The organism is Veillonella sp. S13053-19 (genome assembly GCF_002959835.1).
In the GTDB taxonomy this organism is placed as follows: Bacteria; Bacillota; Negativicutes; order Veillonellales; family Veillonellaceae; genus Veillonella; species Veillonella rogosae.
The window spans coordinates 277,553-299,555 of record NZ_PPDA01000007.1 but is presented as its reverse complement, the minus strand read 5'-3'; the positions used below and the strand labels follow the sequence as shown (position 1 = coordinate 299,555).

The window sequence follows — 22,003 nt, the reverse complement described above, 5'->3', positions numbered from 1 at the left end:
TATTATATACATTAAATATTTTGTAAAAGTATTACCTATCAGCTATCAGCTAATGATATTGTAATTAAATATCGCTTGCCAATGGTAAAAAACGTATTTTTTATAAATCTATTCTGTAACACGTACCGCTAGCCCACTGAAACTTTCAACAGTACCAATAATAGCCGCACAGTCGATACCAGCCTGATGTAAGGAATCAACTAATTGAGTCCCTTCGCTAGCAGGTACGGAGAAGAGTAAGCCCCCAGAAGTTTGTGGATCAAAGAGAATATCCGTCCATACAGGGTCCAAAGCCTGATCTACTTGAACGTCTGTTATAGCTTTTCGATTCCCATAGGATGCGGCTGGTACTAATCCCATTTGAGCCGCTTCGATAACATCATCAAAGAGAGGAATGTCGTAAGCCTTAATGTGTATTGTCACATCAGAGGCACTAGCCATTTCTACAGAGTGACCCATAAGACTAAAACCAGTCACATCAGTACAAGCATGCACAGTATAGTTGTGAGCCACCTCTGCTCCCACCCGATTTAACGTACTCATGCTAGTGACAGCTTGCTCTGTGCCTATAGGGAATAAATCTGCTTTCAGCGCATTATTCATGATACCTGTTCCAATACGTTTTGTTAGCACCAATACATCCCCTACTTGGGCACCTTTATTTTTCCAAATACAATTAGGATTCACTTGCCCTGTCACAGACATACCGAAGATAGGCTCTTTATTTTCTATGCTATGACCACCTACGATAGCTGCACCAGATTCGGCAACGATTGAACCCGCGCCATTTAACACGTCTGTTAATATTCCTTGCTCAACAAGAGGTACTGGGAAGCCTACGATGTTCATAGCAGTCAATGGAGTTCCACCCATAGCATATACATCGCTTAATGCATTGGCAGCGGCAATTTTACCAAATAAAACGGGATCATTCACCATAGGAGTGAAAAAATCTAAGGTCTGTACCAATGCTAATGTATCAGAAATTTTATATACACCTGCATCATCAGAACCGGTCATATCGGCTAAGACTTGATCATTTGTAACAGGTGTCACTGCTTTCAAAACACGATTTAATATATGCGGACCAATCTTACACGCACAGCCCCCATTTGTCACATAGTCGGTAAGTCGTACCATAAGACCTCCTTACTCATTCTCTGGCAATCGAGAAACGATTTTCTTGACAGCCTTTTCAAATTTAGGGCGCGGCATCAGCAGTTGATGACCACAGCCGTTACATACGATGAGAAAATCCGTGCCAATACGCTTCACTTCCCACTCGTCACTACCGCAAGGATGTGATTTTTTCATCTTCACCACATCGCCTACATAATATCTAACAAATGCCATAGCGCCTCCTTTTACGTTAGTATGTATATACTTATTATACATAAATCAATTGATTCTATAAATATGTCTTAATTCTATAGTTCAACCATCTTATAGATAACTACATACTATTTATTCTATTTATTCTATTTACCGTTCTTATTTAGTTTATTCTGTTCTGTTTTACAATTTCTAACTTTGATTTATATGTCGCTTACCTGTTGATCAGTAATTATATTTAACATTTTATAGTTATAAGCCAAAAATAATTTTGGCTAACAAGCTCTATATTATGAGGAATTATTAGTACATCTAAAGAAAATAATATCAACAACTAATCAATAATGATTTTTCATTTAGTTATCATTCTCAATATCAAAATGACTATTTTTTGTAAATCCCATACTTTTCATTCTTTAAGAAACCGCATTCTTACTACGTTGATAATATTTATCATTTAGAAAATTTTCGAAATAAATTTTACAAAAACACTTGCATTTCTCATTTAGTATGTTACAATATAGTCAACAATGATTATTCGTTAAGTATACGGATAGCACATTGTATATAAAACTGTTAAGACGGCAAGTGCCGAAAAACACAAATAAGTAAGTACTATTTTAAGAGTTAGACAAGTGTCTATTTGATCTAAGAATAAGTTTTCTTACCAAGGCGAAGTCGCCCACGAAAATTGTAGAATAAGTATTCTATTATTTGAATTCACAACCAAGTGGTTATGAATATATAAGTTAAGTAACAAATTTGAAAATTATCGTAAGTACAAAGGAGTATTAAAATGGCTGAATTAAAAGGTACAAACACTGAAAAAAATCTTCAAGCAGCATTCGCTGGCGAATCCCAAGCATTCCAAAAATATACTTTCTACGCAGCAGCAGCTCGTAAAGCTGGCATGAACGAAATCGCTGATTATTTCGAAGAAACAGCTCACAACGAATCCGCTCATGCTAAATTGTGGTTCAAAGCTCTTCATGGTGGCGACGTATCTTCCGATATCGAAGCTAACCTTCGTGATGCAGCAGCTGGTGAAAACTACGAACATACTACAATGTACAAAGATTTCGCTGACGAAGCTGAAAAAGAAGGCTTTGCAAAAATCGCTTACCAAATGCGCGAAGTTGGTAAAATCGAAGCTCGTCATGAAGCTCGTTACCTTGCATTAGCAGCTCAAGTATCTGGTAACAAAGTATTCCACAACGACCAACCAGTAGCTTGGATCTGCGCTAACTGTGGCTATGTACACGTTGGTGAAGAAGCTCCTAAAGTTTGCCCAGTATGTGCTCACCCACAAGCTTTCTTCCACCGTTTCGTTGAATCCATCTAATCTGTAAGTACTACACTAACTAAACTAACAACCTGTAAGTACAGATTTTAATGAAACTATACATGTAAGTACACTTAATCTTACAGTAAGTACTGACAACTTCCTTAATAAAAAGACGATGACTCAAGTCATCGTCTTTTTTGTGTTCTATTTACTATTAAAGAGTATATTCTATTATCTAATATACTAACTACTTAATACCATCAACTAAACATTTAAATTGTTGCACCGCTTCATAAGGACTATCTGCATGAGCAATAGCAGAAATTACAGCTACACCAGAGGCCCCTGCTTGTAGTATAGGTTTCGCATTATCTAAAGTGATGCCACCAATTCCTACACATGGTAATGTTAGCCCTTCTGCTTGAAGCTCAGTAATTCGATTTGGTCCACACGGCTCTTGTGCATCAGGTTTACTACTTGTAGCGTACATAGGTCCTACACCTACACAATCAGCGTAGATTACATCGGTCTTATGGAGTTCCTCCACAGAGTGAATAGAAATACCAACCACCTTATGGCCCACAAGATTACGCACCTCTTCTAGACGCATATCTTCTTGACCTACATGTACACCATCAGCATTAACGGCCATCGCTAAGTCTACATCATCGTTAATAACATACAGCACATTGTACTTAGCACAGATTTGTTTTAACTGTTGGGCTAACTCTAGTTTCTGTTGCCCCACTAAGGTACCTGCGCCCTTTTCTCTAAATTGGAAACAAGTCACACCGCCTCGACAAGCATCCTCTACGACAGATAGCAAGCGATTTTCATTAAGGCCTACATCTTGAGTGCCACCAATGAAATATACTTGTAACTGATCAGGTGCCACCACAGGCCGTATACGATTTTCAGACATAAGCACTGCATCATCGACGGTATATAAACTATCCATAAAGGCTACACTAAAACTACCAGGTTGTACGCCACTTACCTGCACTGCACTTTCACCGGCCAAACCATAGTAAGCCAATGCATAGGCAAGAAACTCACCAATAGATAGTCTGTTTTTACATGGATAATAAGCACTGAAGAAAGCCGCCAATACAGCCCCTAATAGACAGCCCGTGCCCGTTACAGCCGTCATAATAGGGTGTCCGTGTGGAACGGCAAATACCCGAGTTCCATCAGAAACATAATCCTCTTCGCCAGTAGCTACAACAGGGCAGTTGATAAGGCGGGCTAGACGATATGCGATAACAGCACTATCCTCGATCTGTCCTCCATCTACACCTTTACCGGTAGTGGATGTATCTGCCTGATTATTAGGACTTAAAGCATCGTATATAGCTTTAATTTCACTTTGATTACCTCGCACTAATGAGATCTCACCAGTCTTAATCAAGTCTAACACTACAGATAAACGATAAGCCCCCGCATGACAACCCACTGGATCTAAAACGATAGGAACCTCATATTTCTTTGCCAGTGCTATGGCCTCTTTATAGTAACTAACTTTGTCTGGTGTAAGAGTACCAATATTGATGAGTAGCGCCGATGCATGGATGATGAGGTCTTTCAAATCTTCACTACACTCACTCATCACCGGTGATGCGCCAATGGCGAGTAAACCATTTGCCGTAAAGGTCCTCACCACATCATTGGTAATACAAATAACGAGAGGGTTTCTCTGGCGCAAGATTTCTAATATATTGAGTTTAGGCCAAATTTGACCATTCATATATGGATTTTCATAGGTCATATCACTATCTCCTCTCGTCATTTTTCAAGAGCTCATCCATCGTTTCAGGTCCATTAGATAACAGGCCATAAGCCATATGATTAACGGGACCACATCCATTTCCCAGCCCAGGATTATGTTTAATAGCAAGTGCAATATAGTCCTTGGCAATACCAATGGCATCCATTACATCACGCCCTTTAGCGAGCTCCGCCGTTATCACTGCGGAGAAGGTACAGCCTGTACCATGAGTATGCACCGTATCATATTTTGGGCTTGTCCAAGTACGGACACTACCATCTTTAGTGAAAGCATAATCCGTTGCATCTTCGCCGATGTGACCGCCTTTAATGATAACTACTTGAGGTCCTAAGTCCTGTAAGATACGATTCGCAGCCGTTGTTATGTCACTTTCACAATCAATAGACATGTCCGCTAAGACCTCAGCCTCACTACGGTTTGGTGTAATCACTGTAGCCGTCGGAATGAGTTTGGATTTTAAGAAATTTACTGCCTCATCTGATACGAGTCGGTCACCGCTAGTGGCAATCATAACGGGATCCATTACATAAGGAATTGGTTTACTCACATAAGGATAGATAAGATCCATCATCTCCGGCAAGGCAATCATGCCCGTCTTAACGGCTTGAGGTTCAATGTCAGAATACACATCGTGTAATTGTCGGTCAATACTCTCTAGCGACAGATGTTCTACATGATGTACGCCCGTCGTATTTTGGGCTACCACAGAGGTAACAACAGCCATGCCGTATACGTGACGACTTTGGAAGGATTTTAAATCGGCCATAATACCAGCACCACCGCTAGGATCAGTACCAGCAATTGTCAATGCAGTATGTAGTTTCATTATGCCTCCTTATGTAATAGATGACGACGAGATAAGATTTGTAATACTATGAAACCAATAAAGGCACCTGCTACAGAGCTCATGGCGAAGGATGTAATCAAAGTCAACAATGCCAAAGGTTTACCTAACAAGAAATTGGCTATAGGATAACTCACGAGAGCACCGATAAGGCCAGTACCAATGATTTCGCCTAGAGCCGCCGCCCATAGAGCGTTATATTTCTTATATAAATAAGCCGATAACCAAGCGCCAATCATGCTGCCAGGAAAGGCTAAAGGAGAACCTAGTGCCAATACATTGCGTAAACAAGATGTACTAAAGGCAGCACCTACGGAAAATCTTGCCCCCACCACAACGGCTAAAATAACATTAATCATATGTTGAAACGGAAAAATACGAGCCGGCCCAACAGGAATTGATGTAGTAGATAACACTACGCCTAAGGCCACACATATGCTAGCAATAATCAGTTTTTTCATAATACCTCCAAACATATAAAACAAGACCACTCCAAATGGAATGGTCTCGTAATAGTTTAGTATTATGTTGCACTCCACTTCCCTACGCCGGTATTATCTGGATCAGGTCTAGGGTTTTGAATGGTCAATCTCAGCAAAAGCACCCCTAGTGGCAATATATTTTTATACTCTAGTTATAACATCATTATACAATCTATGCAACAAAAAGAATTGACGGTTTCCTATTATCCGCATATAATGAAGCCATAACGGGGTGCTCACAAGAGTGGGCTGAGAGTAAGCTATCGCTTTAACCCATAACCTGATTTGGATAATGCCAACGTAGGGAACATAGAGGATTAAAAGCCGAGTTCCTATGAACTCGGCTTTTTCTATGACTTCCTGGCAAGGAGGACGTATGAAAAATACATATATTACACAACCACAGTTCGCCATGATATGGTTTGGTGCCGCTCTATCTATAGCGGAAATTATGACAGGAACTTATCTGGCCCCCTTAGGGCTCACTCAAGGTCTATATGCTATCATACTGGGGCATATCATCGGCGGTATATTGCTCTTTGGAGCAGGACTCATTGGTGGACGTTTACGGCAAGGCAGTATGAATACAACCGCCTTCAGCTTTGGACCACTAGGAGCTAAAGGCTTTGCCTTTTTAAATATGCTTCAACTTATCGGTTGGACTAGCATCATGATCTACGATGCCATGCTAGCCTTACAAGAGCTAGCACCTCTATCCCCTATAATTTGGACGATAGCTATCGGATCACTTGTCATCTTATGGCTTTTCATCGGCCTCCACAATACGGGCTATATTCAAGCCATCGTATCTGTTCTATTGCTAGGGCTCACCCTCTACATGGGCGCGCACATGATATCGCAGTGGCCTAGTGAAGGTATCCTTCTAACTAGCGGAAACATGAGTTTCATCGCTGCTCTTGAGTTATCTATTGCCATGCCACTATCTTGGCTACCTCTCATCAGTGATTATACCCGTGAAAGTAAAAAACCTTTCTCCGCATCACTTACAAGTGCTACAGTCTACACTGTAACAAGTATCGTTATGTACACCTTAGGTCTTAGTGCCGCTATCTTTGGCGGTGGTGATTCCATCATTACTATCATGATGAATGCAGGACTTGGCCTTGCTGGACTCATCGTTATCATCTTCTCTACCGTTACTACAACCTTTATGGACGCTTACTCTGCAGGCGTATCTAGTACGACTATCTATAACGGTGCATCTAGTAAAGGTATCGCTGTCATCGTTACTATTGTGGGCACTATTGCAGCTATTCTATATCCAATGGATGATATTACAGACTTCCTATACCTCATCGGCTCTGTATTTGCACCGATGATTGCCATCTTATTGGCAGACTACTTTATCAATCGCCAACAAGTACAAACATTATCCGCTTATCTCGTACGAGGTCTTATTTGGGCCGTATCCGTTGGTTTATACCACTATATGTTACATAGTGAAAGTACAATAGGTGCTACATTACCAGCCTTTACAATGGCATTTGTCGTTACAGCTATCGTTGGATTTATAAGTAAAACAGCGCATACATCTGCTGAAATCAAGCAATAACAAAAATGAAAGTATATACACTGCTATCATTAGTAGTAACTAATTAAGAAAAACACCTTCACAATCCGCGCCAGTAGGATTATGAAGGGTTATAGGACAAAACGTGTTGGTACTTTAATCCCAATCATTGAAAGATAATTTGTCATAGTTATGCAAATCACCCCAAGAAATGGCATCCCCCCAAGTTGGAATTATGCCTTGAAGTTGGGCTCTTTCATTCATAGATCTATATATTTTAGAAATACTCGCATCAGTTGGCATTACCTTAAGTATTTCTTTTGCAGGAAGCGGTCTTGGTGAGTGTAAATAACACCACCAAAAGACCGCTTTTATGCGTTTTTCTACAGACATCCCTCGATGGTACCGCAATAAACGTCTGAGTTGTGCGTTTACCCCACCTTCAATAGGGTTATTAGTCCTCGGACATTCTTTATCTAACACCAATGTTTCATCTAAATATCGAAACATTGTCTCTGTATTAATTAACACCACTAGAGAGTTATAGGCTTTTAATAAGCGTTCATGCGTAGCTCTTAAATTATCATTACTATCACGTGTCATTTCACTTAGAAACTCTTTAAAAGTCACTCTCCAATTAAATAATCGTTGAATCCATATTTGTGCATCTTCCTGTGTTTTTACACTATATAAATCGCTTGCTAAATCTTTTAACATAATGCCTGCTAACGTCTTAGGTCGTCTAGTAGTGTAGCGATGCACTTGCCATACGGCATGAACAATACAACGTTGAAGCTTGGCGGTACGCCAAACTTTTTTTAATGCTTTTCTAAGACCAGGTCCACCATCAGAAACGACCACAATGGGTGTCGCTATTCGCTGCATAAGAGCTTGCCATGAGCGAGACTGTTCTGACCTACATAAATACCACCCTAATACATATTCACCATCATAACAGATCAAAATACAAGCTTTTTTAGCTAAGTAAATACCATCAACGAATACCACATCTCTCGAGGTTTCAATTTTGGGCGGCATAGGCCATATTTGCCAGAAATCAGCTATCTGTCTACGAAATGTACGGCCCTGCCCAGGCATGTCCTGTTGTGTTTCTTTACTAAATAACCAATTTAGAAATCGATGAAAACATTTAGTAGTATTATCAATAGTTTGTGTAAAGGTGATGTTACACTGCTTACAATGCCATCGTTGTGATCCAGCTTTAGTTTTCCCATATTTTTGACAAGAAAATCCACAATTTATACATCTTACCAGCATGATTATTCCCTCCACTTAGAACACGATTTTCTAAGAAGATATAACCTTATTGAAGCCAGTAAAATCAAGGGGTTTGGGACTTTTTACCAACACATTTTGTCCACCCTCTAAGTTTATCAAAAGAACTTAAAATGGCGATGGAAGCAGTAATTTACTGGCTCCATCCCCTATAAAACCAACACGTTTTGTCCTATAACCCATTATGAAGGTGTTTTTATGTATCTGTCCTTTAAATTTCAAAGTATATTACCATTACATCAAAATTATATATTCTTAAGCTTTACCCTTATTTAGGAATGGTAATGATTCCGTTTTCGCAGGTCCAGTGTCTATCGCTCACGCTTTCTGCTTCACTTTCATCATGGGTAACCCATACGCAAGGTACATCCCATTCACGGATGATAGATACGAGATCCTCACGAACTTGTTTTCTCAAATTCCAGTCTAGTGCAGATAAAGGCTCATCGAGGAGCAACACAGTCGGTTTAGAGTAAAGAGCACGACCAAGTGCAACCCGTTGTTGCTCACCACCAGATAATCTACCCGCCTTAGTATGGCGGTATTTTTCTAAACCTAACCGTTGTAACAACGTATTACACATGTCAGGTGTACCTCGTTTGCTATAGGTAATATTACGTTCTACCGATAAATGGGGAAACACAATATTGCCTTGAGGCATATAGCCTACTTGGCGCTCTTGAGCGGGCACCCAAAGCTTTTTATCTCGATCAACCCATGTCGTTTCATCACATTGAATACTGCCAGTTGTGGGTTTTACGAGGCCCGCGATGCATTTGATAAACGTACTTTTACCACTACCGGACTGCCCAGTCAGCACAGTAATGCCAGACGGCAGAGCACCATCTGCTTTCACAGTCACAGAAGGTCTAGCTACAGTAAAAGAAAATGTAATCATAGAACCTCCTAATTATTATCTGTATGGCGGAACAAGGAACCTTTTGTAATAAGGTGAATCCCGCTCAGTAACGCCAATGTAAGAACACAAATATAAATAACGAGCTCAAAGGCATCCATATACTGCCCTGCTTCTACATAAGAGTAGATAGCTAATGGCATAGTACGTGTTACCTTTGGAATATTACCAGCAATCAAGATGGTAGCACCAAATTCGCCCATGGCACGGCAGAACGCTAAAATACTACCTGTTAAAATACCTTTCCATGCGAGCGGTACAGATATGGTAAAGAAAATGCGTAGCTCTGAAGCACCTAATGTTCGAGCTACATCCTCCATATTATGATCTACGGACTGCAATGCAGAACGTACCGTTTGATAAAACAGTGGAAATGCAATAACAGAAGAGGCTATGACAGCACCAGAAGCGGCAAAAACGACGCTCATGCCATGAGCTTCAAGCCAAGCCCCAAAGGCATAGCCCGGTGTAAATACCATAAGCAGCGCAAAACCAACGACTACAGGAGGCAGTACTAGAGGCAATGTAATAAGAGCATCAATAATAGCAATGCCGCCCCATTTACAGCGATTCATCCAATAGCAAGCGGCTAAGCCACTTAGGATAACAATAACGAGAGCAATGCTCGCCACCCACAGCGATAGCCAGAATGGACTCATACTATACCCCCTTTCTATTTAATAATGCTGAAATCGTATATTTCTAGCTAGGACTAACAATAATAATATATATATTGTATCATAAGAAAACGCTAGCCATGAGAGCTAGCGTTTTACCCTTATTTAGAAGTGGAGAAACCGTATTTCTCTAATACTTTTTTGCCCTCTGGGCTCATTACGTACTGGTAAAAGTCTTTTGCCAATGCATTGTCATATTTTTTAATGATACCAATTGGATAGATAACTGGATCATGAGAGTCTGTAGGTGTTACTGCGGAAATTTGAACGGCATCACCAGCTGCAATAGCATCCGTTTTGTAAATGAAGCCAGCATCACCAGCGCCTTGGCTAATAGATGCGGTTACAGCTTTTACATCTTTTGCATATACTACATTAGGCTCTACTTGTTCCCAAACGCCTAATTTTGTTAATACTTGTTTACCATAGTTACCAGCTGGCACTGTTTCAGGGTTGCCCAATACGATGCGTTTCACAGTAGCAATTTGACTTAACTCAACTTTAGGTTGACCTTTTGGAACTACAAGAACGAGTTCATTTGTAACGAATGGTTTTACATCACTTACAAGGTCTTTTTCTTGTAATATTTTCATATTTTTTTCGTCAGCAGAGATGAATAGGCTAGCTGGTGCACCTTGTTCAATTTGTTGACGCAATGTGCCAGAACCAGCAAAGTTAATAGCAATTTGATCATCTGCTAAATTATGGCTTTTTTTGTAAGCATCAGCCAGTTCTGTAAGAGCCCCTTTAAGACTGGCAGCAGCTTGTACTGTAATCTTTTCAGATGTACTTGGTTTACCTGTTTCTGCCGGTTTGCTTGCATCGTTACCACAGCCTACTAGAAAAGCAAGCATGAAAACGCTCATTAATACTAATAGAATTCGTTTCATAATTCCTCCTGTGCATCCCTCTGGCCTCCACACTGTGAAAGCTATGGTCAAACCTAGAGACACATCGACTAACAAGAAACTAAATATACAACATATTCACATTATACTATAAATACATAGTTTAGGTCGTATGCAAAACTCACATTCTGCATAGATATTTCTGATGATTATGATTAGTAATCATAATAGATAAATTTTTAAACCTCAAACAATACATACTATGGTATGATAATACTATAGAGGATAAGAAAGCTCTGAGCATATTTTAAAATGTATCCTCTAATCATTCATATAATACTGACTGTATATTTACTCTATACGGTTATATAATAAGTTAAAACTATGCCCTATTTTAATAAGAAACTCTAGGTGAGATAATGAATTTATTAGTATTAATAGGCCATATCTTTATGAATTCCATGATACCTATTTTAATACTTATAGGGGTTGGATTTATATTAGATAGAAAATTTAAACTCGATTTGTATACGCTGAGTAAGCTAAACTTCTACATATTATTACCTACTTTTATATTTAGAGCTATGTATGAAGCAAAGCTTAACTCAGGTACATTAGAAATTGTATTTGTTGCATTCTGTGTACTCATACTAAACTCCATACTATCAGATATAGTTGGGCGAATACAGGGTTATGACGTAGCCAAGATCGGGACCTTAAAAAACTGTGTTATGTTTAACAATGTAGGGAATATGGGTGTCGCCCTTGCTATATTTGTATTTACAAACGTCCCCTATGTTATTGATGGTGCCACCCCCTATGCAAACTTAGGTCTTGTAAGTGTCGTATCCATCATGATTATTCAAACCATCAGCAGTAATACGTATGGGTTCTACCAAGCTGGTGCGGGCAGGCTAAGTCCTCGAGATGCACTAAAAGTAGTGTTCCACATGCCAATGGTTTATGCCATCCCAATGGCTCTACTCTGCCAGTTGCTACCCTTTGATTTACATGGTCTCTTCTTCTTTGCACCGCTTAATATCTTCGCCAACGCTTTCGTCGGTGTTGCTATGATTGCCTTAGGTGTACAAATTAACAGAACGCCATTAAACTTCTTTAAACTAGATGTTATGCTTGCAACGACGTTGCGACTTGTAATAAGCCCACTCATAGCCGCTGCTATGACCATACTCTTCATCAAGTTCTATGGCCCTATGCATCCAATAGCGGCACAAACTATTATCATAACCTATAGCGTACCAACAGCTATCAATATGTCTCTCATTGCCATTGAAATGAAGAATAATCCTGAATATGCTACGCAAATCGTTATGGGCACTACAATTCTATCGGCAGTAACTATGCCTCTATTTATTACAATCGCCTATTACCTTTTCCCATTATATTAAAAATATAAAAATTATAAAAAAATCACTCATAGTCATCAACTATGAGTGATTTTTTTACGCCTTAGCATTTAGTCTCGTCAAACAAGTCACACAAAGTGTAACTATTATAGCACCTATAATTTCATTTAAGCCTAAGTGATGATTAAGAATAACTACATCTAAACCCAAAGTAACTATTGGGCCCATTGCACTAATAACTGCTGCAAGAGATGCACTAATTTTCTTTAGCCCAAAGGACATTAAGTATGATGGAACTATAGAGCAGAAAATAGCCAAGAAAATTAAATAAATTATAGTATGAGGTTGGAGTGCTACAATCTCCGAAAAGCCACCACTATTTAGTATAAAGCCAAAAAGTAAAAACACTGTAGTTATACACATATATGTACTAGTAAATATAGTAGGACTAATACTTAAAACGACCCGCTTACTATAAATCATGAATAAAGCCCAAAATATAGCAGAAACTAAAACTAATAACACGCCTATTAAAGTATTAGTAAAATGACTGTCAACAGTGGGATTAAACATAATCCCTAATCCTAAAACAGTAAGAATAATTAACACAATCTTTGAAATCGTAATTCTGGATAAATCTGATGATAGTAAAAATACATAGATAGGAAATGTAAATAAAACGGCACGTTCTAAAGAAGCAGAAATATATAATAACCCTATAAAGTCTGCCATAGACGAAATTAAATAAAGAACTGCTCCAACAAAAGAATAATAAAAAACTTGTTTTTTATTCACACTCTGCCAATTAAAATGAATCATTGGTAGGATAAAAAAAGGTAATGATAAAAGCGCTCTATATGCCAGAACACTCAAAGGACTTAATGAATCTAGATAAATTAACTTTGCCCAAATTGATTTGGTTGATAAAAATACCGTGGCAATAAATACCACAAATATACCTATATTTTTCATCAACAGGTTCACTATATATACATCTCCACTCTCATATCTAACATAACTAAAAACACCTTTCATTCATAATATGATGAAAGGTGTTCATTGTAATAAAATGTATTATTGATGAGATACGTGTTCCATACCCATTCTTACTAGACCTTCTACATGATCATCGTTTAGAGAGTAGTATGCAGTTTTCCCTTCCTTACGATAGGTTACAAGGCGCGCTTGACGCAATACACGCAATTGGTGGGAAATAGCTGATTGTCCCATCCCCATAGTTTCTGCGATGTGATTTACACACATTTCGTTTTCTAGTAATAGTTCTACTATTTTAAGGCGTGTAGGGTCTCCCAAGATTTTAAACAGCTCTGCTAGCTTTAGCAATGATTCTTGTTTGTCGCTCATATAGTCCCCCTTAATTTCATTCATATCCATGCTTATAATCTATATTTCTTATGTATAACTAATCGATGTTTCTTAAATTAGATTGCTCATATGTAGAGCATACATATAAACATTATATCATTTTTATTATATTAAAAAAGAGACTTTGTAAAAACAAAGTCTCTTTTTGTAACATATCAAAACAGGATATGCATTATTTAATGATTAGTACAGGGCAAGTGGAGTGGCTAGTTACATAGCTACTTACGCTACCCATGAATAAGCCTTTCAAAGGACCAAGGCCACGGCTACCCATTACGATAAGATCAGCATCGTATTTTTTAGCTACTGCAAGTAATGCAGGTCCTGGGGAGCCCACTTCGAATACGCTTTTAACTTTAACGCCTGTAGGAATTTCTTGCACTACATCGTTAAGAATTTCTTTACCAGTTTCTTCCATATCTTCAGCGATTTGCTCAGATACGTAGCCACCAGAGATTGGTGTTTGGTCGAAATTGGAAATAGCAGATACGATATTCGCAACGTGAACAACGATCAATTCAGCTTGGTTGCGGTCTGCTACTGCAAGAGCATGCTCTAATGCACGTTTAGCATTTTCAGAACCATCAGTAGGTACGACAATAGTTTTGTAGGTAACCATAATAACCCCTCCTATTACTAATCCCTCAAAGGGGATATGATCAAAGATCGTTTAGCCTATACTAATATATTCTAGACTATCAAGGAAAACTCCTCTTTTTCCAAAAGGATTTATTACATTATAGCACAAATTATACAGAATTATACAAATAAAAGAATATTATGTGTATATTAGAGAACTTGTGAAGATTGATTAGTATTGAGAGTCGTAGTCAGCCTAAATCCATCTAGTATATCGATAAGCTCAGGTGTAGCTAAACTAACACCTGACGGACCAATCATACGCGCTACTGCTACATTGCCTTCATTACCAAGGATGATGGTAGCACCAAAGGATACTGGAGCCGCCGCCGATGTATCAGAGGTATTCGGATTTTTCATATGTCCCGCAAGATAGAACATTACATTTCCATCGATGATATGCGTTTCATAACGAGTAATGCTCGCCTTATTCACCTCAACAAGTTGTTTGAGGTAATAATCACCAAGCATTTGCTTACCCATCATCGTCGGCATCCCTGTGCTAACGGCTTGTACAGGGATTGTAAAAGACTCTACATCGAGGCGAATATTATGCTTAGTGAAAGCAATCTTACCTTTCTCGTTAAGACGAGTGAAGCCTTTTGGGTACGTAAACTTGATGCCTTCTGCCACACTAATATCATTCGTTCCAGTTAAGAACTGTTTAACCCCTTTAATGGCATTAGAATTCTTTTTGTTGATTAGTTCAAAGGATGGAATCGTATGTTCCATCAAGCCAGCCTCCATGAAGTCCGCTTGAATTGGCGCATAGGTGCTAACCAAATTATAGCGATGCGTAGGATCTTTATCCATAATGAATTCCGCTTCAAACACAGATTGTACCGGCTCTGTAGAGGTCATTTCTGCATAAGATTTCGGCGTTGTTTTATCCCAACGAGCAGATGTAGCACCTTTCTTACTAAAGAAACCACCTACAATATCATTATGTTCAAAGGCATTGCTATGTTGGCGCCAAATGCTCAAATACTCCTCGCTAGACATGCCCTTAATCGGCACACCATACCAAGTCGTATTCCATTCCTTTTGAGACACCCCATCTTGTGGTGTATTATTACGCTTTGTGAAAGACACCGTATAAGCATCATCTTGAGTTGGACCGGCTAAGTTGAAGGAATAACCTTGAATATGCTCGCTTTCACTACGCACATCCATATCTAGCATGACACCGTCGGCTACGCGCCAAGGAATTGTAAAAGTGTAACCATTTTTATAGTCCTTAACTACCGTGTTCATTTGAGTAGCATAGGATTTATATTGGTCTGGCAAAATAGAGGCCGAATCCTTTTGAGACTCTACAATCGCCAAAGGTGTTTCAGGCATACCTTTTAAGCCCTCTGCCATGATAGAGGTCGTCCCCAAAGCCATAACAGCTAGTGTTGCTGCAGTCAAACGTAACTTCATAGGTCCTCCTATAACATATTATCCAAGAACGCTTTGGTTCTAGCGTTCTGTGGATTGTTGAAAATCTGTTCTGGTGTTCCCTCTTCTTGAATAACACCATCTGCCATGAAGATGACGCGGTCAGATACTTCACGAGCAAAGTTCATTTCATGGGTTACGATGATCATCGTCATATGATCATCAGCCAATTGTTTAATTGTTTTAAGAACCTCACCAGTAAGCTCAGGATCAAGAGCCGATGTAGGTTCATCGAAAAGCATAATTTCAGGGTTCATTGCTAAGGCGCGAGCAATAGCTACACGTTGTTGCTGACCACCAGATAAACGGGATGGATACATATCGCGTTTTTCCCAGAGTCCCACCTTCTTAAGTAATTGCTCTGCAATCGGTAGAATGTCTTCATCCTTCATGCCTTTTACCATACGCGGTGCAATCATAATGTTATCGAGCACTGTCATATGAGGGAATAAATTGAAAGATTGGAACACCATGCCCATGCGTAATAGCAAGTCATGTTGTGTTTCTTGGCTTGCATAGTTTACAGTGCCATTAGCATCAGTACTAGCAAGAACAGTGCCATCTACAGTAATAGAACCACCGTCGATAGTCTCTAACTGACCTAAACAGCGCAAAAATGTAGATTTACCAGAACCAGAAGGTCCGATGATAGAAACAATTTCCCCTCTATTCATTTTGAGCGATACATCGCGCAATACTGTTTGATTGTTAAAGCGTTTTTCAATACGCTCCATATTTACAAATGTCATAAGTACCTCTTACATCATTACATACGACAAACTACCATAGAAATAGATTAATCTTCATATACAGCAAATCTTCGTTCTAAGTAGTTGAAGATATTCGTCAAAATAAAGGTAAAGATCAAATAGAATATTGCTGCCACAAGGAATGCAGAAATATCAAAGTCACGTTGTACGATAGACTTCGTAATACGCAAGATATCATTCATCGCTAATACATATACAAGAGATGTATCTTTCAACAAGTTAATCGTTTCATTGGCAAGAGGTGGCAATACACGCTTGAACATTTGCGGCAAAATAATTTTTCGCATAGTTTGAGAGTACGTAAAACCAAGTACCTTTGCCCCTTCGTATTGACCACGAGAGATGGATTGAATACCACCGCGGAAAATTTCACATAAATAAGCTGCGTAGTTTAATACAAAGGTAAGAACGGCTGCCGTTGCATCATCCATCTGAATGGCACCATCCGTAATGATTGGTAATGCATAATAAACGAATAAAATTTGTAACATCAGCGGTGTGCCACGCATTAAGTACACGAAAGCGTCTACTAGCTTATCTACTAAAGGCAATTTAGATAGACGCAACATAGCCATCAGGATGCCGCCTGGAATAGATAAAATCCATACAATACAGAATAGTGATACGGTTACCTTTAATCCATCGGCGATGGTTGGAATAATCTGTAATAAATAATCTAACATGGAATGCTCCTTCAAAACACGACTAGAGAAGAGGCATCTGGCCTCTTCTCTAGTGTACATTTCGTTCTTTAATTATCAGTTGTACCTACTGACCATAGTACTATTAGTATACCACGAATCGTACTATTTAGCATCGCTCTTATCAAGGTCTGCGCCGGAGCCTAACCATTTTTCAGCAATTTTATCAGCAGTGCCGTCTTTTTTCATTTCAGCTAAGATACCATTAATTTTGTCACGCAAAGCAGTATCTTCTTTACGGAAACCAATAGCAAAGTTATCTACACCGTAATCAGTACCTTCTACGATTTTGTATTTACCAGGTTCTTTTGTCATGAGATAACGAGCAATAACACCATCAGCAATAACCGCATCTACACGACCAATACCAAGATCCATGAAAGCACTTACGAAATCAGCATAGGATTTTATTTCTTTAACAGTTTTACCGCTTTCATCCTTTTGTAATGCAGCTTCACCAGTACTAGCTTGTTGTACGCCAACCACTTTACCAGCAAGATCAGCCTTACCTTTGATGGACTCATCTTCATTACGAACGATGATGTATTGTTTGTCTTTCATATATACATTGGAGAACAAAATATTTTTCTCACGTTCAGGAGATACGGTCAAACCATTCCACAACGCGTCGATTTTTTTAGATTTTAGTTCCGCTTCTTTACTGGACCAGTCGATAGCTTTGAATTCTACTTCCATGCCAGCACGTTTAGCCGCTTCTTTTGCCATGTCGATATCAAAGCCTACGATTTCACCTTTATCATCTTTAAAGCCCATTGGAGGGAAGCTATCATCTAAACCAATGACAACTTTCTTAGGCAATTCTGTATTCGCTTTTTTAGCGTCCCCACCACAACCCGTTACAAATACCATCATAGACACAGCTGCAAGGCCAACGGCCATCATCTTTTTCCAATTCATAACTATCCTCCACGGCGTTATCGCCTAATCTCTACAAACTTTTATGATTCGTACAGTTCATTTTTTGTACCTGATGATTGTATTATACTTTAGTTCGTTAAAGTTGTAAATAGTTAATTTGATGAATTTTTGATTTTTTAGTTTATGACTGCGTATGCTTATGGATGGCCTCTATCATGGCCATTTTGTCCTTATATGGTACTTGAGTTAAATCAAGGGGGATTACATAAATACCACCATGACCGTTCATAGCCTGCAATTCACGCCACCCTTCGGTAAAACCGATGATATGATCGTAATCGACAAAGACAAAATACTCATCCCCATTAAAGAGACTGTGAAAGTATTCTTTCACAGAAAAAGGCCTTCGCTTTAACACGAGGCCCTTTTCACAGATAAAAGCTTGACTTTCACCTAATCTATGAAGGGTCCACAATATGACGAGCAACAACAGATAATACCATACGCGTTCTACCCAGTCTGAAGGCATATATTTTATGATTAACGCACATACCACAAGACCAATGATGCGACCGGTCCATTGGATTCCGCGATGTATTTCTAAGCTCTGTTGTACGGCACCTGATGAAAAGCGTTCCATCGCCTCTTGTTTCGTCATGGTTTTCCTCACAAATTGAAAGTCTACTATATGTTTTTATTTACGGCACAAGCCCATAGCTTGTTCTACCTTACGGTACATTACACTCGCTTTAGCTTGCGCCTTAGCAGCACCTTCATCGAGAATGATATCGAGTTCAGGACTTGCAATCAATTCATTATAGCGTTGTTGAATTGGTTCAAGCGTTGCTACTAAAAGATCAGCGATATCGGATTTAAACACGCCATAACCTTTACCTGCGTACATTTCTTCAATAGCTTCGTAGCTGTCTTTTGTAATAGCACGGTAAATACCCATTAAGTTAGAAATGCCAGGTTTATTTTCTTTATCATAACGCACTGCATTATCAGAATCAGTTTGAGCGCGTTTCAATTTTTTCACAATTAAATCTGGTGCATCCAAAAGACGAATCGTAGCATTTTGGTTGTCATCAGATTTACTCATTTTCTTAGTTGGCTCTTGTAAGCTCATAACGCGAGCACCACCTTCGCCTACCTTGATATCAGGTACTACGAAAGTTTCGCCAAATCTACGGTTAAAACGCTCTGCCAAATTACGAGTCAACTCAAGATGTTGTTTTTGGTCCTCACCTACCGGAACATAGTTAGTACCATATAACAAAATATCTGCCGCCATCAATGGTGGATACGTAAGCAACGCTGTAGGAATAGAGTCACCTTGCTTTTGAGACTTATCTTTGTACTGTGTCATACGCTCTAATTCGCCAACATAGCTGATAGATTGCATAACCCAACCGAGTTTAACGTGCTCAGGCACTTCGGATTGCACAAATAATGTTACCTTTTTAGGATCGAGGCCAACAGCGAGGTATAACGCAGCCAAATTACGAGTATTTTGGAATAACTCTTTTGGATCTTGCGGTACAGTGATCGCATGTTGGTTAACGATGCAATAATAACATTCATCAGTATCTTGATAATCTAAGAAATTACGTAAAGCCCCCAAATAGTTGCCAAGTGTTAATTCCCCACTTGGTTGGATGCCGGAAAATATAACTGCCATAATAGTCTCCCTATATTGAAATAAACCAACAGTGCCGAAGCACTGTTGGTTATATATATTATTCTACGGTTACAGATTTAGCCAAGTTACGTGGTTTATCTACATCTGCGCCGCGAGTAATCGCTGCGTAGTACGCCAATAATTGCAATGGTACAACCGCAAGGATTGGAGCGATGAATTTATTTGCACGAGGCACATAGATTGTATGGTCTACGTGTTTAGATAATTCTTCGTCACCTTTCATGCCAATACCGATTACAACAGCTTCACGAGCTTTTACTTCACGGATGTTGCTGATCATCTTATCGTACACATCTTCTTGTGTAGCCAATGCGATAACAGGTACGCCTTCTTCGATAAGAGCCAATGTACCATGTTTCAACTCGCCACCAGCATATGCTTCAGCATGGATGTAAGAAATTTCTTTCAATTTCAAGGCACCTTCCATCGCTACTGCGTAGTCGATAGCACGACCCAAGAAGAACGCATCAGATTTGAAGCCATAATGTTTTGCAAAGGCTTTCATATCTTCATCTACTTCAAAGATTTCATGAATCAATGTAGGCAAGCTTTTAACACCGCAAAGGATTTCTTCGCCTACAGCTGGATCCATTTTACCGTTCAATTGGCCAAGGTATACAGCGAACAACAAGCCTGCTACTAATTGAGTAGTGTACGCTTTTGTAGACGCTACAGAGATTTCAGGACCAGCCCATGTGTAAACAGTGTTATCTGCTTCACGGGAAATACTGGAACCTACTACGTTTGTGATGGCTAAGGATTTAGCGCCAAGGCGTTTAGCCTCTTTCAAGGCTGCCAATGTATCGGATGTTTCACCGGATTGGCTGATAACGATACATAATGTTTTATCATCAGTCAATGGATTGCTGTAACGGTACTCAGATGCAATTTCCACATTTACAGGAATGCGCGCCAAGTTTTCAATATATTGTTTTGTTACAAGACCTGCATGGTATGCTGTACCACATGCAACGATGAGGATTTTGTTGAAAGCTGCTACATCGTCAGCAGTCCAGTTCAATTCCTCGAAGTGTACAGTTTTGCCATCTTCGGAGATGTGTGTACCAAATGTATCGCGAACTGCTTTAGGTTGGTCATGAATTTCTTTCAACATGAAGTGTTCATAACCGCCTTTTTCAGCAGCCTCTGCATTCCAGCTTACGTGGAATACTTCTTTATCGACAGCATTACCTTCACGGTCAAATACGGATACATTATCACGAGTTACGATCGCTAATTCGCCATCGCTCAAGATGTATGTATCACGTGTGTAGTTAATGATCGCTGGAATATCGGAGGCAACAAAGTTTTCACCTTTGCCAAGACCGATAACCAATGGGTTTTCTTTTTTAGTACAAATGATTTTGTCTGGCTCATCAGCACAGATGATTTCAAGAGCATACGCACCGTCAACACGCGCAAGCATGCGGCGTACAGTACCTACGAAATCGCCATCGTACATATCTGCCAATAAGTGAGCTACTACTTCAGTATCAGTTTCAGATTTGAAATGGTACCCTTTTTCGATGAGCTCTTCTTTTAAAGGCATGTAGTTTTCAATGATACCGTTGTGAACAACAGCAAATTTACCATCTTCAGAGGAATGAGGATGGGAGTTCATATCGGATGGACGACCATGAGTAGCCCAACGAGTATGACCAATACCTACAGTCCCTTCATTAGGATCTGCTTTTACAATCGCCTCAAGATTAGCTAGACGGCCAACCTTTTTTTGAATTTTGATTACATTTTCAGCACCAATAACAGCGATGCCTGCAGAGTCATAACCACGGTATTCTAATTTCGCCATACCGTCCAACAAGAAATCAGATGCTTGATTAAAGCCAATGTATCCTACGATACCGCACATAAGTATATCCTCCTATAACTGGGGGCATTCTAGCCCCAGCCAACAACTAAGGCTAACAAATTAATGTTCTAGATTAATGTTTCAATTATGTATTAATTATTACTTTAATACAATTCATTCAGATATACTTTGTCCCCATCGTTACCGATGGGATTTTTAATATCTGTTACGACATGAATGTGCCGGAAGAGCATCCGCTGATTATTCGATCACTCTTCACCTCGTCTACCCTAACGACTGCCTTCGCGGGTA

Annotated in this window: 22 protein-coding genes and 2 riboswitches; of the genes, 3 read left to right on the top strand and 19 right to left on the bottom strand. The window is 39.4% G+C overall.

The window, feature by feature from the left end:
* Nucleotides 1-108 precede the first annotated feature (108 nt).
* Together selD and VEHSUH06_RS03215 are read right to left on the bottom strand one after the other, a co-directional pair.
* Nucleotides 109-1,140, bottom strand: a complete 1,032-nt coding sequence (selD, locus tag VEHSUH06_RS03220; RefSeq protein ID WP_009351952.1) for a selenide, water dikinase SelD — start codon at nt 1,138-1,140, stop codon at nt 109-111.
* Nucleotides 1,141-1,149: 9 nt separating this feature from the next.
* Nucleotides 1,150-1,353 carry a DUF951 domain-containing protein gene (locus tag VEHSUH06_RS03215; RefSeq protein ID WP_004693828.1) on the bottom strand — a complete coding sequence of 68 codons (204 nt, stop codon included), beginning with the start codon at nt 1,351-1,353 and terminating at the stop codon, nt 1,150-1,152.
* Nucleotides 1,354-2,128: 775 nt separating this feature from the next.
* Between VEHSUH06_RS03215 and rbr the strand changes: the two genes are divergently transcribed.
* Nucleotides 2,129-2,674 (top strand): rubrerythrin, encoded by a 546-nt coding sequence (gene rbr / locus VEHSUH06_RS03210; protein ID WP_054748060.1) that lies wholly within the window; start codon nt 2,129-2,131, stop codon nt 2,672-2,674.
* Between the two features lie 190 nt (nt 2,675-2,864).
* Here rbr and thiM read toward each other — a convergent pair whose 3' ends face one another.
* Genes thiM through thiW form a run of 3 tightly spaced genes read right to left on the bottom strand, consistent with a single transcriptional unit; the run spans nt 2,865 to nt 5,708 of the window.
* On the bottom strand, nt 2,865-4,382 hold the full coding sequence (gene thiM, locus VEHSUH06_RS03205) for a hydroxyethylthiazole kinase (protein WP_105097740.1): 1,518 nt from the start codon (nt 4,380-4,382) through the stop codon (nt 2,865-2,867).
* A gap of 4 nt (nt 4,383-4,386) precedes the next feature.
* Entirely contained in the window at nt 4,387-5,229 is an 843-nt protein-coding gene (thiD, locus tag VEHSUH06_RS03200) for a bifunctional hydroxymethylpyrimidine kinase/phosphomethylpyrimidine kinase (RefSeq protein ID WP_105097739.1), read from the bottom strand.
* A complete protein-coding gene (thiW, locus tag VEHSUH06_RS03195; protein ID WP_105081595.1) occupies nt 5,229-5,708 on the bottom strand; it encodes an energy coupling factor transporter S component ThiW in 480 nt (159 codons plus the stop codon). The genes thiD and thiW overlap by 1 nt, the downstream gene beginning before the upstream one ends.
* A 62-nt stretch (nt 5,709-5,770) precedes the next feature.
* Nucleotides 5,771-5,865, bottom strand: a riboswitch (TPP riboswitch).
* A gap of 82 nt (nt 5,866-5,947) precedes the next feature.
* A riboswitch (TPP riboswitch) is annotated at nt 5,948-6,053 on the top strand.
* A 52-nt stretch (nt 6,054-6,105) separates the two neighbouring features.
* On the opposite strand from thiW, the gene cytX reads away from it, so the two are divergent.
* On the top strand, nt 6,106-7,302 hold the full coding sequence (gene cytX / locus VEHSUH06_RS03190; protein ID WP_105097738.1) for a putative hydroxymethylpyrimidine transporter CytX: 1,197 nt from the start codon (nt 6,106-6,108) through the stop codon (nt 7,300-7,302).
* A 114-nt stretch (nt 7,303-7,416) separates the two neighbouring features.
* On the opposite strand, the gene VEHSUH06_RS03185 is transcribed toward cytX, so the two are convergent.
* The 4 genes from VEHSUH06_RS03185 to modA all read right to left on the bottom strand — a co-directional run bounded on the left by VEHSUH06_RS03185 (nt 7,417) and on the right by modA (nt 11,039).
* Nucleotides 7,417-8,538, bottom strand: a complete 1,122-nt coding sequence (locus VEHSUH06_RS03185) for an IS256-like element ISVat2 family transposase (RefSeq protein WP_105097717.1) — start codon at nt 8,536-8,538, stop codon at nt 7,417-7,419.
* Between the two features lie 286 nt (nt 8,539-8,824).
* Nucleotides 8,825-9,454, bottom strand: coding sequence for an ATP-binding cassette domain-containing protein (locus VEHSUH06_RS03180; protein ID WP_105097737.1), 630 nt, complete (start codon nt 9,452-9,454; stop codon nt 8,825-8,827).
* 8 nt (nt 9,455-9,462) lie between these two features.
* Entirely contained in the window at nt 9,463-10,131 is a 669-nt protein-coding gene (gene modB / locus VEHSUH06_RS03175) for a molybdate ABC transporter permease subunit (RefSeq protein ID WP_105097736.1), read from the bottom strand.
* A gap of 119 nt (nt 10,132-10,250) precedes the next feature.
* The gene (modA, locus tag VEHSUH06_RS03170) at nt 10,251-11,039 is read right to left on the bottom strand and encodes a molybdate ABC transporter substrate-binding protein (RefSeq protein ID WP_105097735.1); all 789 of its coding nucleotides are present in this window, start codon (nt 11,037-11,039) and stop codon (nt 10,251-10,253) included.
* Nucleotides 11,040-11,416: 377 nt separating this feature from the next.
* Between modA and VEHSUH06_RS03165 the strand changes: the two genes are divergently transcribed.
* Nucleotides 11,417-12,406: an AEC family transporter gene (locus VEHSUH06_RS03165; protein ID WP_105097734.1), complete on the top strand. Its 990-nt coding sequence runs from the start codon at nt 11,417-11,419 to the stop codon at nt 12,404-12,406.
* Between the two features lie 54 nt (nt 12,407-12,460).
* Here the strand turns inward: VEHSUH06_RS03165 and VEHSUH06_RS03160 are convergent, their stop codons facing one another.
* The 10 genes from VEHSUH06_RS03160 to glmS form a co-directional block, all read right to left on the bottom strand.
* Nucleotides 12,461-13,399: a DMT family transporter gene (locus tag VEHSUH06_RS03160; protein WP_233187874.1), complete on the bottom strand. Its 939-nt coding sequence runs from the start codon at nt 13,397-13,399 to the stop codon at nt 12,461-12,463.
* A 39-nt stretch (nt 13,400-13,438) separates the two neighbouring features.
* Nucleotides 13,439-13,729, bottom strand: a complete 291-nt coding sequence (locus VEHSUH06_RS03155; protein WP_024063797.1) for a metalloregulator ArsR/SmtB family transcription factor — start codon at nt 13,727-13,729, stop codon at nt 13,439-13,441.
* A 193-nt stretch (nt 13,730-13,922) separates the two neighbouring features.
* On the bottom strand, nt 13,923-14,369 hold the full coding sequence (locus VEHSUH06_RS03150; RefSeq protein ID WP_105081589.1) for a universal stress protein: 447 nt from the start codon (nt 14,367-14,369) through the stop codon (nt 13,923-13,925).
* Nucleotides 14,370-14,539: 170 nt separating this feature from the next.
* Nucleotides 14,540-15,811, bottom strand: coding sequence for a hypothetical protein (locus VEHSUH06_RS03145; protein WP_105097732.1), 1,272 nt, complete (start codon nt 15,809-15,811; stop codon nt 14,540-14,542).
* Nucleotides 15,812-15,819: 8 nt separating this feature from the next.
* The gene (locus VEHSUH06_RS03140) at nt 15,820-16,578 is read right to left on the bottom strand and encodes an amino acid ABC transporter ATP-binding protein (RefSeq protein WP_054748040.1); all 759 of its coding nucleotides are present in this window, start codon (nt 16,576-16,578) and stop codon (nt 15,820-15,822) included.
* Between the two features lie 47 nt (nt 16,579-16,625).
* Entirely contained in the window at nt 16,626-17,282 is a 657-nt protein-coding gene (locus VEHSUH06_RS03135; RefSeq protein WP_009352132.1) for an amino acid ABC transporter permease, read from the bottom strand.
* Between the two features lie 123 nt (nt 17,283-17,405).
* Entirely contained in the window at nt 17,406-18,218 is an 813-nt protein-coding gene (locus VEHSUH06_RS03130; protein WP_105097731.1) for an amino acid ABC transporter substrate-binding protein, read from the bottom strand.
* 142 nt (nt 18,219-18,360) lie between these two features.
* The gene (locus VEHSUH06_RS03125; protein WP_105081586.1) at nt 18,361-18,837 is read right to left on the bottom strand and encodes a hypothetical protein; all 477 of its coding nucleotides are present in this window, start codon (nt 18,835-18,837) and stop codon (nt 18,361-18,363) included.
* Nucleotides 18,838-18,873: 36 nt separating this feature from the next.
* On the bottom strand, nt 18,874-19,860 hold the full coding sequence (trpS, locus tag VEHSUH06_RS03120; protein WP_009352190.1) for a tryptophan--tRNA ligase: 987 nt from the start codon (nt 19,858-19,860) through the stop codon (nt 18,874-18,876).
* A 58-nt stretch (nt 19,861-19,918) separates the two neighbouring features.
* A complete protein-coding gene (gene glmS, locus VEHSUH06_RS03115; RefSeq protein WP_105097730.1) occupies nt 19,919-21,751 on the bottom strand; it encodes a glutamine--fructose-6-phosphate transaminase (isomerizing) in 1,833 nt (610 codons plus the stop codon).
* Nucleotides 21,752-22,003: the final 252 nt, after the last annotated feature.

What these genes read in the sequence shown, in the direction of transcription:
- selD (WP_009351952.1), bottom strand. Translation starts at nt 1,140, where the DNA reads ATGGTACGACTTACCGACTATGTGACAAATGGGGGCTGTGCGTGTAAG.
- VEHSUH06_RS03215 (WP_004693828.1), bottom strand. Translation starts at nt 1,353, where the DNA reads ATGGCATTTGTTAGATATTATGTAGGCGATGTGGTGAAGATGAAAAAA.
- rbr (WP_054748060.1), top strand. Translation starts at nt 2,129, where the DNA reads ATGGCTGAATTAAAAGGTACAAACACTGAAAAAAATCTTCAAGCAGCA.
- thiM (WP_105097740.1), bottom strand. Translation starts at nt 4,382, where the DNA reads ATGACCTATGAAAATCCATATATGAATGGTCAAATTTGGCCTAAACTC.
- thiD (WP_105097739.1), bottom strand. Translation starts at nt 5,229, where the DNA reads ATGAAACTACATACTGCATTGACAATTGCTGGTACTGATCCTAGCGGT.
- thiW (WP_105081595.1), bottom strand. Translation starts at nt 5,708, where the DNA reads ATGAAAAAACTGATTATTGCTAGCATATGTGTGGCCTTAGGCGTAGTG.
- cytX (WP_105097738.1), top strand. Translation starts at nt 6,106, where the DNA reads ATGAAAAATACATATATTACACAACCACAGTTCGCCATGATATGGTTT.
- VEHSUH06_RS03185 (WP_105097717.1), bottom strand. Translation starts at nt 8,538, where the DNA reads ATGCTGGTAAGATGTATAAATTGTGGATTTTCTTGTCAAAAATATGGG.
- VEHSUH06_RS03180 (WP_105097737.1), bottom strand. Translation starts at nt 9,454, where the DNA reads ATGATTACATTTTCTTTTACTGTAGCTAGACCTTCTGTGACTGTGAAA.
- modB (WP_105097736.1), bottom strand. Translation starts at nt 10,131, where the DNA reads ATGAGTCCATTCTGGCTATCGCTGTGGGTGGCGAGCATTGCTCTCGTT.
- modA (WP_105097735.1), bottom strand. Translation starts at nt 11,039, where the DNA reads ATGAAACGAATTCTATTAGTATTAATGAGCGTTTTCATGCTTGCTTTT.
- VEHSUH06_RS03165 (WP_105097734.1), top strand. Translation starts at nt 11,417, where the DNA reads ATGAATTTATTAGTATTAATAGGCCATATCTTTATGAATTCCATGATA.
- VEHSUH06_RS03160 (WP_233187874.1), bottom strand. Translation starts at nt 13,399, where the DNA reads ATGAAAGGTGTTTTTAGTTATGTTAGATATGAGAGTGGAGATGTATAT.
- VEHSUH06_RS03155 (WP_024063797.1), bottom strand. Translation starts at nt 13,729, where the DNA reads ATGAGCGACAAACAAGAATCATTGCTAAAGCTAGCAGAGCTGTTTAAA.
- VEHSUH06_RS03150 (WP_105081589.1), bottom strand. Translation starts at nt 14,369, where the DNA reads ATGGTTACCTACAAAACTATTGTCGTACCTACTGATGGTTCTGAAAAT.
- VEHSUH06_RS03145 (WP_105097732.1), bottom strand. Translation starts at nt 15,811, where the DNA reads ATGAAGTTACGTTTGACTGCAGCAACACTAGCTGTTATGGCTTTGGGG.
- VEHSUH06_RS03140 (WP_054748040.1), bottom strand. Translation starts at nt 16,578, where the DNA reads ATGACATTTGTAAATATGGAGCGTATTGAAAAACGCTTTAACAATCAA.
- VEHSUH06_RS03135 (WP_009352132.1), bottom strand. Translation starts at nt 17,282, where the DNA reads ATGTTAGATTATTTATTACAGATTATTCCAACCATCGCCGATGGATTA.
- VEHSUH06_RS03130 (WP_105097731.1), bottom strand. Translation starts at nt 18,218, where the DNA reads ATGAATTGGAAAAAGATGATGGCCGTTGGCCTTGCAGCTGTGTCTATG.
- VEHSUH06_RS03125 (WP_105081586.1), bottom strand. Translation starts at nt 18,837, where the DNA reads ATGACGAAACAAGAGGCGATGGAACGCTTTTCATCAGGTGCCGTACAA.
- trpS (WP_009352190.1), bottom strand. Translation starts at nt 19,860, where the DNA reads ATGGCAGTTATATTTTCCGGCATCCAACCAAGTGGGGAATTAACACTT.
- glmS (WP_105097730.1), bottom strand. Translation starts at nt 21,751, where the DNA reads ATGTGCGGTATCGTAGGATACATTGGCTTTAATCAAGCATCTGATTTC.